The sequence below is a fragment of the Microbacterium sp. genome, from assembly GCF_011620715.1.
In the GTDB taxonomy this organism is placed as follows: Bacteria; Actinomycetota; Actinomycetes; order Actinomycetales; family Microbacteriaceae; genus Microbacterium.
The window spans coordinates 18,999-34,937 of sequence record NZ_WOYP01000123.1 but is presented as its reverse complement, the minus strand read 5'-3'; the positions used below and the strand labels follow the sequence as shown (position 1 = coordinate 34,937).

The window sequence follows — 15,939 nt, the reverse complement described above, 5'->3', positions numbered from 1 at the left end:
TGGCCCCCGGCCGGCAGTGCGCCGGCCGGCGCTGTGCCGGAGGTGATCGTGTCGGAGACTGCTGACGCACTTCCGGCAACCGTGCACGATGCCGCGGCGCCGGCCGGGGCTTCTGCCGCCGCGACGACGCTCATGGTGCGCCGCGGGTTGCCGCGCGTGCCCGGCGGCGAGCCGTGGCCTCCGGCGGCGGCGATTCCGTCGGGCGTCGCACCGGTGGCGGATGTGGCGGGTGCTGCCGCCGCCGACCAGCCGCAGGGTGCCGTGGTCGAGCGGGTCACGGTGGCCACAGCCGGGTCGGCGCTGCGACGCGGACTCCCGCGGGTTGCGGGCGGCGAGCCGTGGCCGCCCGCGGGCTTCGCGCCCGATGTGATCGTCGAGCAGGAAAGCGCAGTGGATGCCGGGGTTGTGGTGTCCGAGGCATCCACCGCTCCCGGGCTCGACGTGTCGACCGGACCCGACGTGTCGACCCCGCTTCCCTTCGTGCGTACCGTGCGACCGGGCCCGGCCGCACGTGCGTATGCGGCTCGGCGCCGCGCGGGCGTGAAGGCCACCGCGCCCGAGCCGGTGCGGATCGGCCCGTTCACGAAGCTGCAATGGGCGGGAGCGGTGATCGTCGGCGGCGGCGGACTGCTCGTCGCGGCGGCGATGGCCGTCCTCGCCGTGCGCTGGCTCTTGAGCCTCGAGCCCATGCAGGACTTCATCACGACATATCCCGGCGAGTACCACTTGCCCGAGGGGGCGCCGGTGGGTTTCCCTGCTTGGCTGGGGTGGCAGCACTTCTTCAACGTCTTCCTGATGGTGCTCATCATCCGCTCGGGTCTCACGTCGCGCCTCGAGAAGCGGCCGGGCGCGTTCTGGACGTCGAAGAGGCCCAACGCCAAGAAGATCACCCTGAACCTGTGGTTCCACCAGAGCCTCGACGTGCTGTGGCTGACGAACGGTGTGATCTTCGTCGTGCTGCTGTTCGTGTCGGGTCAGTGGATGCGGATCGTGCCCACCTCATGGGAGGTGTTCCCGAATATGGTGAGCACCGCATTGCAGTACGTCTCGCTGGATTGGCCCACCGAGAACGGCTGGGTCAACTACAACGCGCTGCAGCAGATCGCGTACTTCACGACGGTGTTCATCGCGGCCCCGCTCGCCGCGATCACCGGTGTGCGCATGTCGGGGATCTGGCCCAAGGAAGCGAAGGCCCTGAACAACGCCTACCCGATCGAGTGGGCACGAGCCGTGCACTTCCCGGTCATGCTCTACTTCGTGGCCTTCATCGCCGTGCACGTGTTCCTGGTGTTCGCCACCGGTGCCCTGCGCAACCTGAACCACATGTACGCCGCGCAGGGATCGGTCGATCCGAACGCCTACGCCGGCAACTGGGTGGGATTCTGGTTCTTCGTCGCGTCGCTCGTGGTGATCGCGGCGGCCTGGGTGGCCGCACGCCCGCTCGTGCTCGCGCCGATCGCCAAGCTGTTCGGCAGCGTCAGCGCGCGCTGACGCTGCCGCGGCCCACGTCGAAGCCTGCGTCGAATCCCTCGGCGTAGGCTTCGTCGGTGCCGAGGCGGAACATGTCGCGATCCAAGGGGCGCACGATCGAGCGCGCGCCGGGCAGGTCGAGCGGGCCCACGAGGTCGGGGCGGCCCCGCACGACCGCGACCGGCAGACGCGCGGCCTTGCCCTTGACGAGGTCGGCGGCGGCGGCGATCTCGTCGGCTACGCACGGCATGGTCACGACGAGGGGACGCGCCTCGGCGTCGGTCGTGCCGCGCAGGTCTTCGAACACGTGCACGCCGCCGGCTCCGATCGCCGCATCGGTCTGCCCCTCGCGCCACGCGCGTCCGAGCGTGTCGGTGATGATCACACCGACCTCTACTCCGAGCCGAGATCGCAGACCCGCTGCGATCGCCCGGGCCGACTCATCCGGATCCACCGGCAGCAGCAGGATCGTGCCCTCGGGGGTGTTCGAGGCGTCGACCCCCGCCGCGGCCGAGACGATGCCGAGCCGGTTCTGCACGATGCGGGTGCGCCGGCCCGGCGCCGACTCGCGCGTGGCCACGACCCGCACGGTCTCGGCGGTGATCGCTTCTTCACGATCCACTGCCGCGACGATGCGACCTTCGGCCTTCGAGACGATCTTCGAGGTGACCACGACGATGTCGCCGTCCTGCAGCGCATCGCCCCGGGCAGCGGTCATGACCTCGACGAGGTCGTCACCCGGCACGATCTCGGGAATGCCTTCGAGAGCCCAGACCTGCAGCACAGCGCGGGTCAGCGGACGAACCGCACCTCGGTGAGCGCTTCGCCGAGGAAGGGCTCGACGTGCGATGCTCCGTCCAGAGCGAAGCCGTTGCGCACGTAGAAGCGATGCGCGCGGGGGTTGTCTTCGGCGACCCAGAGGTACAGGTTCTCCTCACGGCTCACGACCGCGTCGAACAGTCGCTGGCCGAGACCGGTGCCGTGCCACGCGTCGAGCAGATAGATGAAGTAGAGCTCACGCACCGCCGGCGCATCTCTATCGCGTGCGGGCCCGGATCCGGCGAAGCCGACGATCTCACCGTCGACGAGCGCGGCGAACATCCTGAACTCGGGACCCTGAACGGCCCAGTGCGTCCACAATTCCGCCATGCGGCGCGGCGAGATCTTCTCCAGCGCGGCTGTACTGATGAGGTGGTCGTATGTCTCGTGCCAGCAGATCGCGTGCACGCGCCCAAGCGCCTCGGCGTCGACGTCGCGCACCGGACGGACGACGATGTCGGTCTGGAGTTCGGCTTCCATGCCCGTGACTCTACGCGGACGAAACGATGACACGAAATCGAGCGGTTGCCGCGCGCGATCTGCGCGCGCGCGATCCCTGCGCGGGCGGAACACGCTCGCGTGAGCGACTATGAAGACATCACGAACGGCAGCGGCCGCCAGACCCTCGTCGACCCCTTTCACCACCCGAAAGGCCTGAAATGAATCCCGGGATCCTCCCGCTCACGATGACCGTGTGGGCACAGACTCGCTACGGTGGCGCCGATACTCTCGAGCCGACCGAGGTGCCCGTTCCCGCACCGGGCAAGAAAGAGGTGCTGCTGCGCATCCGCGCGACGGGGCTCAACAGCGGCGACGTGCGGGTGATGCGCGGCGAACCGCTGCTCGTGCGTCTCGCGTTCGGTCTGTGCCGCCCGAAGAACCCCGTGCGAGGAATGGATGCCGCCGCCACCGTCGCGGCCGTCGGGACCGGGGTCGAATCGCTCGCGGTCGGCGACGAGGTGATCGGCGAGCTGCCGGGCGGCGCGCTCGCCCCGTATGCCGTGGTTGCGGCATCCCGTCTCGTCACGCGTCCGGCCACTCTTGACGCAGTGACGGCGGCCACGCTTCCCGTCGCGGGCGGCACGGCATGGCAGGCGTTCGAGCGCGCGGGAATGGGCGGCCATGGTGACCTCGATGGCCGTCGCGTGCTGGTGATCGGGGCATCCAGCGGGGTCGGCACGTTCGCCGTGCAGCTCGCCGCTCTGCGCGGTGCGCAGGTGCACGCATTGTGCGGCGAGCGCAATCGCGCTCTGGTCGAGAGCATCGGCGCCGTGCACACATGGGACTACCGTGCAAACGATGCGGCGACCCTGCCCGCAGAGTCGTACGACCTCGTCATCGACATCGCCGGTACCGCTCCGCTGCGGACCCTTCAGCGCCTCGTCGTCGACGGGGGAGTCGTGGCACTCGTGTCGGGCGAGGGTGGTCGGCTGTTCGGCCCCGTCGGGCGGATCCTCCGCGCCAACGCCCTGTCGCTGGGCTCGAAGCGGCGGCTGATCCCCATCGCTGCCGTTTCGCGGCCCGATGTGCTGACCGAGCTCGTCGCCCTCGCCGCCGCTGGCCGGATCACCCCGGTGCTCGAACGCACGTGGCCCTTCGACCGGGCGCGAGACGCGATGGAGCACATGGATGCCGGTCACGCTGCGGGCAAGGTCGTCGTGCTCGCGGGCTAGCTGAATTTCCCCGTGGCGTTGTCGCAGTCCCCCAGCACCAGCCCACGCCTCAGCTGCCTGCCGAGGTTGTGGCGCGCGTCGCAGCCCGGCTCATCCGGCCGGACGGGCAGTTGCCGCCTCGACGGGCGTGTGCAGCACCGGTGGGGGCGACCGCACGCGGGCAGCTGGCTCGCTCGGATCGCTGAGCGGGTCAGGATGCGCGCTTCGACTGCCAGCGAAGAGCGTAGATCGAGGCGATGATCGCGAGCAGGAGCGGGATCTGCGGACTGAACAGCGCGGGCTGGAAACCCGCGCTGTCGGCGATCACGCCACTGACCAGCGGGCCGATGATGGCGGCGACGTCGAAGGCGATCCAGTACAGCGAGACGCCGAGACCGCTGCCACCCAGCGGAACATCGCCGAGCATCGCGGCCGGCACCGCCGCGAGGGCGCCTCCTGCCAAGCCCATCAGAATGAACGCGATGATGAGGAGGGTGAAGTCGCCCGTCAGCGCGATGATGACGAAGGCAATCATGCCGGCGATGAGGCCGGAGATGAGCGGCAGCCCACGGCCCCAGCGGTCGGATGCGGAGCCCGCCGCCGCGGAGCCGACGACCTGTGTGACGGCGCCGACCGTGAGCAGCACTCCGATGATCCCGGTCGCGAAGCCCAGCGCGCCGAGATGGAGGGGAATAGTCGTCGTGCGGACGCCGTAGAGCGCCCATCCCACGGCGAAATGGCAGAACAGCGCGGCGATGAAAAGCGGGTTGGACAGCAGGGTGGCGGCCACGGTCCGCGTCCTCACGACGGCACCGTCCTCGCCCGCAGCATCCGCTGTTCGGATGTCTTTGGCCGCCCGGAGGGCGAAAAAGGCGACCGATGCGGCGCAGAGGAGGACGATCCCATAGAAGATCAGCGGCAGGCGCGGGTTCGCGATGGCGAGGAATCCGCCCACGGCAGGGCCGGAGATCGCTCCGAGAGAGCTCGCCGCGAAGTAGGTGCTCATCCCGCGACCCCGGAGGTGGGCGGGAACGAGCGCGAGCAGCAACGCCGTCGCCGATACCGTCAGGGCCGCGCTGCCCAGGCCGCCGATGGATCGGAAGATCAGGAACAGCGTGCCGTCAGGTGCGAGCCCGGCGAGCACGCTGCTCACCGACTGCAGGATGAGTCCACCGAACAGGACGGTGCGCAGTCGCCAGCGTTTGAGCAGGCCGCTGAAGCCGACATTGGCGATCAGCCGGAAGGCGGCGAACCCGCTGATGGCGATACTGGCGGCGGTGACGGAAATCTGGAACAGATCCGCCAGTGCCGGGAGGGCGGGGCCCACGACCCCGTATCCCATCGTCGTGAGGAATGTGACTGAGGACAGAATCCAAACGGCCCCGGGCAGCCGCTCACGCTCGTGATCCCGGGTCATCGAGTGAACACGCCGATCGTCGCGATGAAATGGGCATGGAGCGGCAATTCCAACATCAGGTGTCCCTCCGGTGATGCAGAGACTTCATCGTCTCCCCATGATGTCTACAGCAAAATCGGCCGGGGGCGAAATGGCGCCGGTGAGGTCATACGGGAAGCAGCCTGCTCACGAACTCGCCGAGCTGCTCGATCGAACGACACTCGCGCATCTCCACGGCGTCTGCGTAGTCGAACGCCGCCGAGTCGCCCGTTCCCCAGACCTCCTCGCGTTCAGGATTGAGCCAGAACGTCCGCTTCGACCGCGCCGCGATCGCGCGCACATCGTCCAGGCCCGGATCCCGATAGTTGGTGCGCGCATCGCCGAGGATCAGCACCGAACTGCGCGGACCTATCGAATCCAGGTCACGGGCCACGAAATCGGCGAAGGCGGCACCGTAGTCGCTGCTCGAGGTCCCTCGATGGACGCGTGCCTGCTCGACGATCCGGGCATGCAGCCCTTCTCCGTCTTCGTCCCCGTCCACGGAGATGAGTTCGGTGACGTCCGCCATGGCATTGACGAATGCGTAGACCTTGACCTTCTTGAACTGATTCTTCATCGCTTGCACCAGCAGCATCGTGAAACCGGAGAAGCCCGACACCGAGCTCGACACGTCGCACAGCAGGACGAGGTCGGGCCTGCTCGGCTGCGGCTTGGCGAAGACGAGGTCGATCGGCGTCCCGCCGGTCGCCATCGACTTGCGCATCGTCCGTCGAATGTCGATGGTGTTCCGGAAGGTGCGGCGCCGCTTGATGGCGAGCCGCGTCGCCAGCCGGCGGGCAAGCGGCCGCACGCCGCGTCGCATCTCTTCGAACTGTTCGGCGTTGGCGCTGAGGAAGTCGACATGCTCGGTCTGCGCGTGCACCGCGGTGAGGACCATGCGCTCGCGACCGCGCGTTTCGCTCGTGCGCCGCTTCGCTTCGTCTTCGACGCGACTGCGGAACCGCCCGATCAGCTCGCGCACCTCGTCTCGGGGTGACATACCCCCCAGTTCGATCACGGCGTTGTCGTCACCGCGGAGCCGCATGGTGCGGGCGAGCAGACTCTGCGGTTCCACTCGATCGAGTGTCTGCTTCGCAGACCACGCGGGGGTATCGGTGCCGATCTCTCCGAATCGGTCGACCGCGATCTCGGCGAGCTCACGCAAAGCGTTGTCGTCCGCCGTGGCCAGCGAGTCGACGAGCATGTCTCGCAACGTCTCGACGCCGAGGTCAGCCGGAACCTGTTCTGCGGACCGGGGCCGGCCCACGCGTGCCGGGAAGTAGATGTCGAAGACGTCGTCGAACGTTTGGCGCTGGCTGTGCTTCCGGGTCAGGGTGCCCGCGAGTCCTTCACGCAGGATGCTTCTCTCGTCGAGCCCGATTCGGGTGATCGCATCTGCAGCGTCGACCGTCTCGCCGGTGCCGACCATGATTCCCTTGGTCCGGAGGGCTGTGACGAAGTCGACGAGCCGTTCCTGCAGGCCATACGGGATCGGGACCGCTTCAGGCCCGTCTGTCATTGCGCGAGCGCGCTTTCCAGGTCGAGAAGCTTCTGGGCCTTCTCCTGATCCGAGCGGTGCTTGAGGATCACTCCGAGCGAGTCGCGCATCGTGTTCTCATCGAGTTCGACGGCGCCCAGGGCGAGGAGGGTCTGGGCCCAGTCGATCGTCTCCGAGACGGAAGGCGCCTTCCGCAGCGGAAAGCCGCGCAGGGCGTTGACCACCCGCACGACGGACTCGGTGAGCGAGCGATCGAGACCGGGCACCTTGGCCTGGACGATGCGTTCTTCCAGATCGCTGTCGGGGTAGTCCACGTGCAAGAAGATGCAGCGCCGTCGCAGCGCTTCCGACAGTTCGCGACTGGCGTTCGAGGTGAGGACCACGAACGGGCGATGAAGAGCCCGGACCGTGCCCATTTCGGGAATCGTGATCTGGAAGTCCCCGAGCACCTCCAGCAGCAGGCCTTCGATCTCGATGTCGGCCTTGTCGGTCTCGTCGATGAGCAGAACCGTCGGTTCTTCGTTGCGGATGGCGGTCAAGAGCGGCCGGGCGAGCAGGAACTCTTCGCTGAAGATGTCGGCGCGCGTCTCGTCCCAGTCCGAGTCCTTCGAGGCGGTGATGCGCAGCAGCTGCTTTGCGTGGTTCCACTCATAGAGCGCACGCGCCTCATCCACGCCCTCGTAGCACTGCAGCCGGACCAGCGGCGAACCGGTCGCGTCGGAAACGGCTTGCGCGAGTGCCGTCTTGCCCACTCCGGCCGGTCCTTCGATGAGCAGCGGCTTTCCCAATTCGCTCGCCAGGAACACCGTGGTGGCGATCGCGTCGGAGGGAAGATAGCCGACGGCGGACAGGCGCTCGGACACGTCGGCGACGGAGGTGAAGGGCATGGTGCGGGTCATGTGATGGCTTCCTCGGAACGGCGACGTGCTGACGGGCGGACTTCTGCGAATACTGCGGTCGAGCTTGGCACGGCGTCACCGCGCGCGGAGTGTTCCGCGCGCGGTGACGCCGACTCAGCCGACCTTCTTACGCGACGGGGCGGAACCGCGGGAGTGCCGCGTCGGCCTCAGTCTTGTGGAACACCACTTCGACCCGGTCGCCGATCTGCAATGCGTCAACATCGCATTCGACGATGTTGGTGAGCATGGTGATGCCTTCGTCGAGGGTGACGAACGCGAGAACGTAGGGTCCGACGCCGCCGTAGTGGCCGAGGCCCTTGCGGGTGATGGCGAACGTGTAGATCGTCCCCTTGCCGGCCGTCTCGAGCCACTGGGTGTCGACCGATCCGCAGAACGGGCACATCGTGCGCGGGTACCAGTGGTTCTCGCCGCAGGCGTTGCAGCTGCGGATGATGAGCTTGCCCTCGAGGGTCGCGTCCCAGTAGGGCTTGGTCTCGGGGTCGATCGAGGGCGCCGGGTTCGGCAGCACAGCTGACTCGGTCATGCGTCTTCCCTTCCAAGAATGACGGTCGCCGCACCCATGCGGGTCGGCAGGCTTCCGCCGGTGCCGTGTGCGAGTGCGATCTGGGTGTTGGGCACCTGCACTGCAGGGTGTGCCTCGTCACGGAGCTGACGCACCGCTTCGAGCACCTTGGTCATCCCGCCGCGGTTCGCGGGGTGGTTGTTGGCCAGGCCGCCACCGTCGGTGTTGAACGGGAGCTTGCCGAACGGCGCCTGGAGCGCGCCGTCCAGCACGAACTCGCCGCCCTTGCCCTTCTCGCAGAAGCCGAGGTCCTCGAGAGTTTCGAGCACCGTGATGGTGAAGGAATCGTAGATCGACGCGTAGTCGATGTCCTTCTGGGTGACTCCGGCTTCCGCGAACGCGGCCGGGCCGGACCAGCGCGCACCGGTGAACGTGACGTCTACTTTGCCGCCGTTCGTGTGCTTGGGCGCCTCGCCGTGACCGAGTACCTTGACCACGGAGCGGTCGAGGTCGCGAGCGATCTCGGGGGAGACGACGATCAGCGCCCCGCCGCCGTCCGTGACCACGCAGCAATCCAGCCGGTGCAACGGGTCGCTCACCATGGGCGAGTTCACCACCTCCTCGACGGTGACCGGCTTGGGCAGCATCGCGTTCGGGTTGTACTGCGCGTGGATGGACGCGGCGACCTTGATCTCGGCCAGCTGCTCGCTCGTGGTGCCGAACTCGTACATGTGGCGTCGCGCGGCCAGCGCGTAGAGGCCGTGCACGGTCGGACCGAACGGCCCCTCGAACGCGTCCTCGGGGGCTCCGCCGCCCTCCATGACGAGGTTGCCGCGCATCTGACGCGGGAGGCCCGCGAGCGTGATGAGTGCGACCGAAGCCTTGCCCGCCTTGATCGCGGCGGCGGCGTGTCCGATGTGCGCGATGTAGGACGACCCTCCGGTCTCGGTCGAGTCGATGTGACGCAGCTTCAAGCCCATATAGTCGGCCATGGAGATGCCGCCCAGCCCCGGCGCGTCGCCCGCGCAGTAGTACGCGTCCACGTCCGAGAAGCTCAGACCGGCATCGGCGAGGGCGCCGGCGGCAACCTCCGCGTGGACCTGGCCGAGGGATTTGTCGGGTATGACACGCTGGGGATGCTCGTAGGCGCCCGCGATGAACGCAGCTCCGCGAATGCTCATTGCTTACCTTTCTTGGTTCTTCCGGCGTGCCGTCGCAGCACGAGGGATTCGACTGGTCCCTGAAGCACAAGCCGAAGTGACCTGAGTTGAACCAGACGGTTCAACTCTACGCCACCGGCTCCTCCAAAGGAACGTACCCGGTCATGCGAACTTCGCATTCTCCCTTTCGGCCACCGGGTATACATTCGCAAGTGCGCAGCCGTTTCCGTACGCGCCGATCGTGTTCTACGTCGAGGAGCAGCAATGGCCAAACCGCATGCAGAGTGGAATCAGCCGATCATCGAACAGTTTCGCGCGTCCGGCGGTTCGGTCACCACGCGCGGGTACGGGCGCAATCTCGTGCTCGTCCACAATGTCGGCGCGAAGACCGGTGAAGAGCGGATCGCGCCCGTCCTGGCGGTGCGGGAGGGGCCGGATGCCTGGATCATCGCGGCGGCCAAGGGTGGGGCGCCCGAGAATCCGGCCTGGTACCACAATCTCCGCGCCCAGCCCGACGTGGACATCGAGGTCCCCGATGAGGGTGCGGTGCCCGTGCACGTCGAGGAACTCGCGGGCGCGGCGCGGGAGCGCGCGCTGGCACTTTTTGCGCCGTTCGGCGGACTCGACGGCATCCAGGAGAAGACGACCCGCGTGATCCCCGTGCTCCGGCTGAGCCGTCGCACGGAGTGACCACGGCGGGCTTCGGCTGAACCCGCTCGCTCGGTTCGGGTTCCGGACCGGCCGTGCGGTGCGTTTACCATTTGATCATGCCCGCATATTTTGAACGGCTCAGCGACGCGCGCTTTCGGATCGAAGATGCTGTGCGCGGCTCATGGAGCCCGAATGACGCCCATATCGCCCCCGTCCTGGGTCTCGTCGCCCACATCGTCGAGAGCGACCGCGATCGTCGCCGGAGCGACGGGCTCCAGATCGGCCGCATCGCCTTCGACATCTTCGGGACGATGGACACAACGGTCAGCGAGATCCTCGACGCCGATGTCCGCATCGTTCGCGCCGGACGCACCATCGAGCTCGTCGAGGTGGCGCTCACACACCGTGACCGGATCTCGGTGTTGGCTCACGCATGGCTCATGCATCCCTTCGACACCGCTCACCTGGCCGGCAGCGGCGCGGCGCCCATGCCGGGCCGTGAGGCGCTCGGGGATGAGTCCCCGATGGCGAGCGACAAGTCGTTCGGCTTCGTCAGCACCATCGACATGCACCGGAAGTCAGACAAGCCTGGCCACGGATGGGCGTGGTTGCGGCCCCAGTTGCCGCTGCTCGAGGGGGAGCGCGTCAGCCCGACCGCACGGGCACTGGGAGTGGTGGATGTGGCCAACGGCATCGGCCCGCTGATCGACCCGAGGCTCGCCACATACCCCAACATCGACCTGACCGCGCACGTGTTCGCAGAGCCGAAGGGCGACTGGATCGGGTTCGAGACGACGGCGAGCTTCGGACCGACCGGAATGGGCCTGACCAGTTCGAACCTCTACGACGAAGAAGGCAGCCTCTTCGGCGGCATCCAGCAGATGAACACGGTCCGACCCCGCTGACTCGCTTTCGACCCGCGGCCCGCCGGAGCGCTCTGCGCTTCTCGGGACAGGTGACTCACCCGCGGGTCTACTAGAGTTGGCATGATTGTGGTCCCTATGCAACGGTGACAGGGTGTGCCGTCGTGGGCGCCGATGACTTCATGACAGACGAGGAGTTCCCGATGAAGATTGCTGTGCTGGTCAAGGAGGTGCCGGACACCTACGGGGATCGAAAGCTCGATCTCGAGACGGGGCTCGCTGATCGCGCCGCCTCAGAGAAGGTGCTGGACGAGGTGGGCGAGCGCGCCGTCGAGGTTGCGCTGAAGTACGCAGACAGCAACCCCGATACCGAGGTGGTACTGGTGTCGATGGCTCCTGCCACCGCCACCGCCACTGTCCGCAAGGGTTTGGCGATGGGGGCGGGCTCCGCTGTCCAGATCGTCGATGACGCGCTCGCGGGCGCCGATCTGAGCCTCACCGCCGAGGTGCTGGCGGCAGCGCTCAGGCGCACCGGCTTCGACCTCGTCGTGGCCGGCAACCAGTCCACGGACGGAGTGGGCGGAGTGATCCCCGCCATGCTGGGCGAGCTCCTCGCGGTACCCGTGATCACGTCGCTCAATTCGGTCCAGATCACCGCCGACTCGGTGTCCGGCGAGCGCACGCTCGAGGGTGGGACGATGACGGCTTCAGCCTCGCTCCCGGCTGTCATCTCGATCACAGAGCAGCTTCCCGACGCGCGCTTCCCGAACTTCAAGGGCATCACTGCCGCCAAGAAGAAGCCGCTGGAGGTGCTGTCCCTCGCCGACCTCGAGGTGGACCCGATGGATGCAGATGCGGCGCGGTCGATCATGATCACGATCGCCGCAGCGCCGCCGCGGTCCGCCGGTGTGAAGATCGTCGACGAGGGCGACGCGGGCTCGCAGCTGGCCGAATTCCTCATCAAGAACAGATTGGCGTAGGGAACAGACGTGTCAACTTTTGCTTCAGATTCGATTCTGGTTCTGGTGGATGTCACTCAGGCCGGCGAGCTGGCCAAGTCGACGGCGGGGCTGCTCGGAGCCGCCGCCGCGGTAGGGACCCCTGTTGCGCTCGTCGTCGCGCCCAGTGCGGCCGCTCCCGCGCTCGCTCAAGCCGCAGCGGACGCCGGTGCCCCCACGGTCCTGGTCGCCGCGACCGATCGCCCTGACCTGTTCACACCGACGGTCGACGCCCTCGCCGCCGCATCCGACCTGGTGCGTCCGGACGCGGTGCTGGTGTCGCATTCGATAGACGGACGTGCGATCGCGGGGGCATTCGCCGCCCGTGTGCGCGCTGCGCTGAGCATCGATGCCGTCGAGGTCAACCGTGATTCGGAAGGCATCGTCGCTGGCCACTCGGTCTACGGCGGTGCGTACAACGTCGTGAGCGCGGCGACCTTCGGCGCACCGGTCATCACCGTGCGCCAGGGATCGATCGAGGCCCGCGCCGAGTCGAAGCCTCTCGTGAGCATTCCGCTCGAGGTGCCGGATTCCGGAAAGCCCGCTGCGAAGATCGACGCGCAGGAGGCGGTGGTCACGACCTCTTCGAGGCCCGAGCTGCGTGGTGCGACGAAGGTCGTCTCGGGCGGGAGAGGGCTCGGCTCCGCCGATAAGTTCTCGCTCGTCGACGAGCTCGCCGACGCGTTGGGCGCGGCCGTCGGAGCCTCGCGAGCCGCTGTCGACGCCGGATATGTGGCCCAGACCTCCCAGGTGGGCCAGACCGGTGTCTCGGTTTCACCGCAGCTCTACATCGCGCTGGGTATCTCCGGGGCGATCCAGCACCGTGCGGGAATGCAGACCGCGAAGACGATCGTCGCGATCAACAAGGACGGCGACGCGCCGATCTTCGACATCGCGGACTTCGGCATCGTGGGTGACGTGTTCAAGGTCGTCCCGCAGCTGATCGAAGCCATCCAGAAGAAGAACGCGTAGCCGGGCGGCCCCCTCGTCGGGACACGTGTGACGAGACGGGGCGGGGAGGGACGAGGAGGGGCAATGCGCAGAGAGCGGATCCGCACGCACCTGCGGGACGGTGTTCTCGACATCGCTCTCGGCGATGCGACGATGACCTCGCGACAGTCCGCTGAACTGGCTGATCTGCTCGGCGAATGCGCCGAGGACAGAGAGTTGCGCGCTGTGCTGGTGCGCTCGGAGTGCGCAGACTTCTGTGTCGGGATCGATGATGACGTCCGCGGCCGACGGTCCAACGGACCGTCGCCCGCCGATCTTCTGGCCGCGTTGCGTGTCCCAGTCGTTGCGGTCCTGACCGGCCGTGTCGAGTCTGCGGGACTGGAGGTGGCGCTCGCGGCCGACGTGCGGCTGGCGGCGCCGGATGCGAGCTTTCGGTTCACTGAGGTTTCGCAGGGGAGTCTTCCGTCGTGGGGGGGGACCCAGCGGTTGCCTCGCGTGATCGGTCAGGCCGCCGCGCTTCGGATGATCCTGTTCGGAGACCCCGTGACGGCCGCGGACGCACTTCAGCAGGGCCTCGTCCACGAGGTCGTCGATGCGCCCATCGAGCGGGCCGCGGAGTACACGGCTCAATGGCTGAGCCGCGCGCCGCTCGCGTTGGAGTACGCCAAGGAGGCGGTTCGGGACGGCTCCGAACTGCGCCTGCGGGAGGGCCTTGCCCTCGAAGCCGACCTCAACACCCTGCTTCAGACGTCTCAGGACAGGGCCGAAGGCATAGCCGCGTTCTTGGGCAAGCGAACGGCGAACTTCCGGAACGCCTGATGGGGCCGCTCGACGGCGTGGATGTCCGCGTCGAGGGTGACCCGGCGGTCGCCGCGGATGCCGCGCGCCTCCTCTCCCGGTATGGTGCGTCTGCCCGGGTCGCCGGCCCCGTCTCCGGCCCCGCGAGCGTGACCGTGTCGGGGCGAGGCTGCGTTCCCGCGACCGCTCGGATGAGTGGGCCGGTGGCCCCCTGTCCGGGCCTCCCCGCGGCCGCACCGACTCGGGCGGCAGCGGGTCTTCTCGCGCTGAGTGCGCTCGCAGCGGCCCGCGTGGGCGGAACTCTGGTCGTCGACGCGGACTCGGCGGCGATCCTGCTCTTGCAGCCGCTGCTGCTGGCGCACTGGTACTCGGCGCCGCCGCCGGGCCGCGTGACGCCGCTGCGGATCGGCGACGGGTGGGCCGCGGCGGAACTCGGGGCGCCCGGGGACGCCGAGCTGTTCGCGTTGCTGCTCGAGACGGAATCGTTCACGGATGCCGAAGAGCTCAGCGCGGCGGCACAGCAGTGGCGCCTGCCGGTCGTTCCGTACCGGCGTGCGCGGCGCGCACAGGATCAGAGCCCTCACCGGCCGGGAATCCAAGAACCGTTCGGCCGCGACGACGCCGCTCGTCGGTCCGGTCAGTCGTCGCCCGCCGCCCGGGCCGCTCTGGCGGGGCTGAATGTGGTCGACGTCACGGCGATGTGGGCGGGACCCCTCTGCACGTGGCTGCTTGCCCAGCTCGGTGCTTCAGTCGTGGTCGTGGAATCCGACGCTCGTCCGGATGGGATGCGCGCGCCGCACGGCGGAGGGATCTACCCGGGAGGACGACTCGAACGGGGTGCGAAAGATCGGTCGGCGATGTTCACTTCTCTGGCGGCGGGGAAAGCGCGCGTGAATCTCGACCTCCGGCTCGAGCGGGACCGGGCGGCGTTCGACCTCGCCTGTGCGCACGCGGATCTTCGAGTGGACAGCTTGTCTCGTCGCGCTCGGGCGAACCTGGGGATCACCGACCCGAGCCGGTTCGATGACGGACCCGCGATCGTGCACATTTCCGCCTTCTCGCGAGGGCCTTCGCGCGACTGGGCGGCCTACGGCACGCAGGTGCACGCCATGAGCGGATTGGCGTGGCCGGCCGGAGCCGACGAGCCGATCCCCGCGGCCACCGCGTATGTCGACGGCCTCGGGGGCATAGCCGCCGCCCTGGCGTCGGTCGTGGCGTTGCATTCCGCGGCGCAGCAGGGGCCGGACCCGACGCTCACGGCGAGCCTCATGGACGCGGTGGACGCACTTCCGGCCGATCGTGATCGCGGGGCGCTGCTCCGGGCCGATCCGATGCCTCGGGTGGCGGAGCTCGCGGAGGCGCACAATGGTCGCACCGTGCACATGAGCGTCGCCGGTGCGTCGCTGCGGCATCCCGGCTCACCCTTCATGTCGACGTGAGGTGGAATGGAATGGGTATGCTCCCGCCCATGGGTGAAATCGATGACGTCGTTCGTGTGGCCTTCGGGGAGGACGGGGTGGCCGAGGTTGTGCTGTCCCGACCGCAGAAGCTCAACGTGGTGAACCTGAGGATGCGCGACGCGCTCATCGAGGCGTTCACAGCCGTACGCGATTTCCCGGACCTCGGAGCGCTCGTCCTTCGCGCGGAGGGCGCCCACTTCTCGGCCGGCGCGGACATCAGCGAGTTCGGCAATGCGGAGTCCATCTTCGAGGCTCGTCGTATTCGGTGGGATCGCGATCCGTGGCATCTCCTGTGGACACTGCCGGTGCCCAAGATCGTCGCCCTCCATGGCTATGCCCTCGGCTCCGGGCTCGAAATGGCGATGCTCTGTGACGTGCGGATCGCGGCTCACGGGACGAAGGTCGGCCTCCCGGAGACCAAGCTCGGAATGCTGCCGGCGGCGGGTGGAACGCGCTCGATCACTGCTTGGATGGCACCGTCCAGAGCGCTTCCCTTCATCATGGCGGGCGAACCCATCGACGCGGAGAGCGCCAGGATTCTCGGCATCGTCGATGAAGTCCTTCCGGAAGGGGTCGACGTCGATGAAACGGCGTTCGCCTACGCGCGTCGCTTGGCGGGTCTTCCCCGGGTCGCCGTGCGCGCCGCACTGAGCGCGGCCAAGGCCGCCCACGAACTTCCCCTTCGAGAGGGACTGGCGGCCGAACGCCGACTGGCGTACTTGACTGACCAGTTCAACTACGACTAGCGTGGAGTCATCACTC

The 15,939-nt window shown here is 68.0% G+C and carries 16 protein-coding genes; 9 read left to right on the top strand and 7 right to left on the bottom strand.

Annotated elements, in window-relative coordinates:
• The first annotated feature begins 48 nt into the window (after positions 1–48).
• A complete protein-coding gene (locus QZV84_RS11300) occupies positions 49–1,491 on the top strand; it encodes a cytochrome b/b6 domain-containing protein (RefSeq protein ID WP_363331912.1) in 1,443 nt (480 codons plus the stop codon).
• Here the strand turns inward: QZV84_RS11300 and cofE are convergent.
• The gene (gene cofE, locus QZV84_RS11295) at positions 1,478–2,254 is read right to left on the bottom strand and encodes a coenzyme F420-0:L-glutamate ligase (RefSeq protein ID WP_292829487.1); all 777 of its coding nucleotides are present in this window, start codon (positions 2,252–2,254) and stop codon (positions 1,478–1,480) included. The genes QZV84_RS11300 and cofE overlap by 14 nt on opposite strands.
• Positions 2,255–2,262: 8 nt before the next feature.
• Positions 2,263–2,769: a GNAT family N-acetyltransferase gene (locus QZV84_RS11290; RefSeq protein WP_292829485.1), complete on the bottom strand. Its 507-nt coding sequence runs from the start codon at positions 2,767–2,769 to the stop codon at positions 2,263–2,265.
• A gap of 179 nt (positions 2,770–2,948) precedes the next feature.
• On the opposite strand from QZV84_RS11290, the gene QZV84_RS11285 reads away from it, so the two are divergent.
• On the top strand, positions 2,949–3,962 hold the full coding sequence (locus tag QZV84_RS11285) for an NAD(P)-dependent alcohol dehydrogenase (protein WP_292829483.1): 1,014 nt from the start codon (positions 2,949–2,951) through the stop codon (positions 3,960–3,962).
• Between the two features lie 190 nt (positions 3,963–4,152).
• Here the strand turns inward: QZV84_RS11285 and QZV84_RS11280 are convergent, their stop codons facing one another.
• From QZV84_RS11280 to QZV84_RS11260, 5 genes are all read right to left on the bottom strand, one after another.
• Positions 4,153–5,358 (bottom strand): MFS transporter, encoded by a 1,206-nt coding sequence (locus QZV84_RS11280; protein WP_292829481.1) that lies wholly within the window; start codon positions 5,356–5,358, stop codon positions 4,153–4,155.
• 145 nt (positions 5,359–5,503) lie between these two features.
• The gene (locus QZV84_RS11275) at positions 5,504–6,895 is read right to left on the bottom strand and encodes a VWA domain-containing protein (RefSeq protein ID WP_292829479.1); all 1,392 of its coding nucleotides are present in this window, start codon (positions 6,893–6,895) and stop codon (positions 5,504–5,506) included.
• Complete coding sequence (locus tag QZV84_RS11270; protein WP_292829477.1) at positions 6,892–7,773, bottom strand: MoxR family ATPase; 882 nt, start codon at positions 7,771–7,773, stop codon at positions 6,892–6,894. Before QZV84_RS11270 ends, QZV84_RS11275 begins: the two co-directional genes overlap by 4 nt.
• A gap of 127 nt (positions 7,774–7,900) precedes the next feature.
• Entirely contained in the window at positions 7,901–8,317 is a 417-nt protein-coding gene (locus QZV84_RS11265) for an OB-fold domain-containing protein (RefSeq protein WP_292829475.1), read from the bottom strand.
• On the bottom strand, positions 8,314–9,477 hold the full coding sequence (locus tag QZV84_RS11260; protein WP_292829473.1) for a thiolase domain-containing protein: 1,164 nt from the start codon (positions 9,475–9,477) through the stop codon (positions 8,314–8,316). The genes QZV84_RS11265 and QZV84_RS11260 overlap by 4 nt, the downstream gene beginning before the upstream one ends.
• Positions 9,478–9,720: 243 nt before the next feature.
• Between QZV84_RS11260 and QZV84_RS11255 the strand changes: the two genes are divergently transcribed.
• The 7 genes from QZV84_RS11255 (at position 9,721) to QZV84_RS11225 (ending at position 15,923) form a co-directional block, all read left to right on the top strand.
• Entirely contained in the window at positions 9,721–10,146 is a 426-nt protein-coding gene (locus QZV84_RS11255) for a nitroreductase/quinone reductase family protein (protein WP_292829471.1), read from the top strand.
• Positions 10,147–10,223: 77 nt separating this feature from the next.
• Positions 10,224–11,012 carry a thioesterase family protein gene (locus QZV84_RS11250; RefSeq protein ID WP_292829469.1) on the top strand — a complete coding sequence of 263 codons (789 nt, stop codon included), beginning with the start codon at positions 10,224–10,226 and terminating at the stop codon, positions 11,010–11,012.
• Positions 11,013–11,173: 161 nt separating this feature from the next.
• Positions 11,174–11,950, top strand: coding sequence for an electron transfer flavoprotein subunit beta/FixA family protein (locus QZV84_RS11245; RefSeq protein ID WP_292829467.1), 777 nt, complete (start codon positions 11,174–11,176; stop codon positions 11,948–11,950).
• Positions 11,951–11,959: 9 nt separating this feature from the next.
• Complete coding sequence (locus tag QZV84_RS11240) at positions 11,960–12,940, top strand: electron transfer flavoprotein subunit alpha/FixB family protein (protein WP_292829465.1); 981 nt, start codon at positions 11,960–11,962, stop codon at positions 12,938–12,940.
• Between the two features lie 63 nt (positions 12,941–13,003).
• The gene (locus QZV84_RS11235) at positions 13,004–13,738 is read left to right on the top strand and encodes an enoyl-CoA hydratase/isomerase family protein (RefSeq protein ID WP_292829463.1); all 735 of its coding nucleotides are present in this window, start codon (positions 13,004–13,006) and stop codon (positions 13,736–13,738) included.
• A 269-nt stretch (positions 13,739–14,007) separates the two neighbouring features.
• Positions 14,008–15,156, top strand: a complete 1,149-nt coding sequence (locus tag QZV84_RS11230) for a CoA transferase (protein ID WP_292829461.1) — start codon at positions 14,008–14,010, stop codon at positions 15,154–15,156.
• A 29-nt stretch (positions 15,157–15,185) separates the two neighbouring features.
• On the top strand, positions 15,186–15,923 hold the full coding sequence (locus tag QZV84_RS11225) for an enoyl-CoA hydratase/isomerase family protein (protein WP_292829459.1): 738 nt from the start codon (positions 15,186–15,188) through the stop codon (positions 15,921–15,923).
• Positions 15,924–15,939 lie beyond the last annotated feature (16 nt).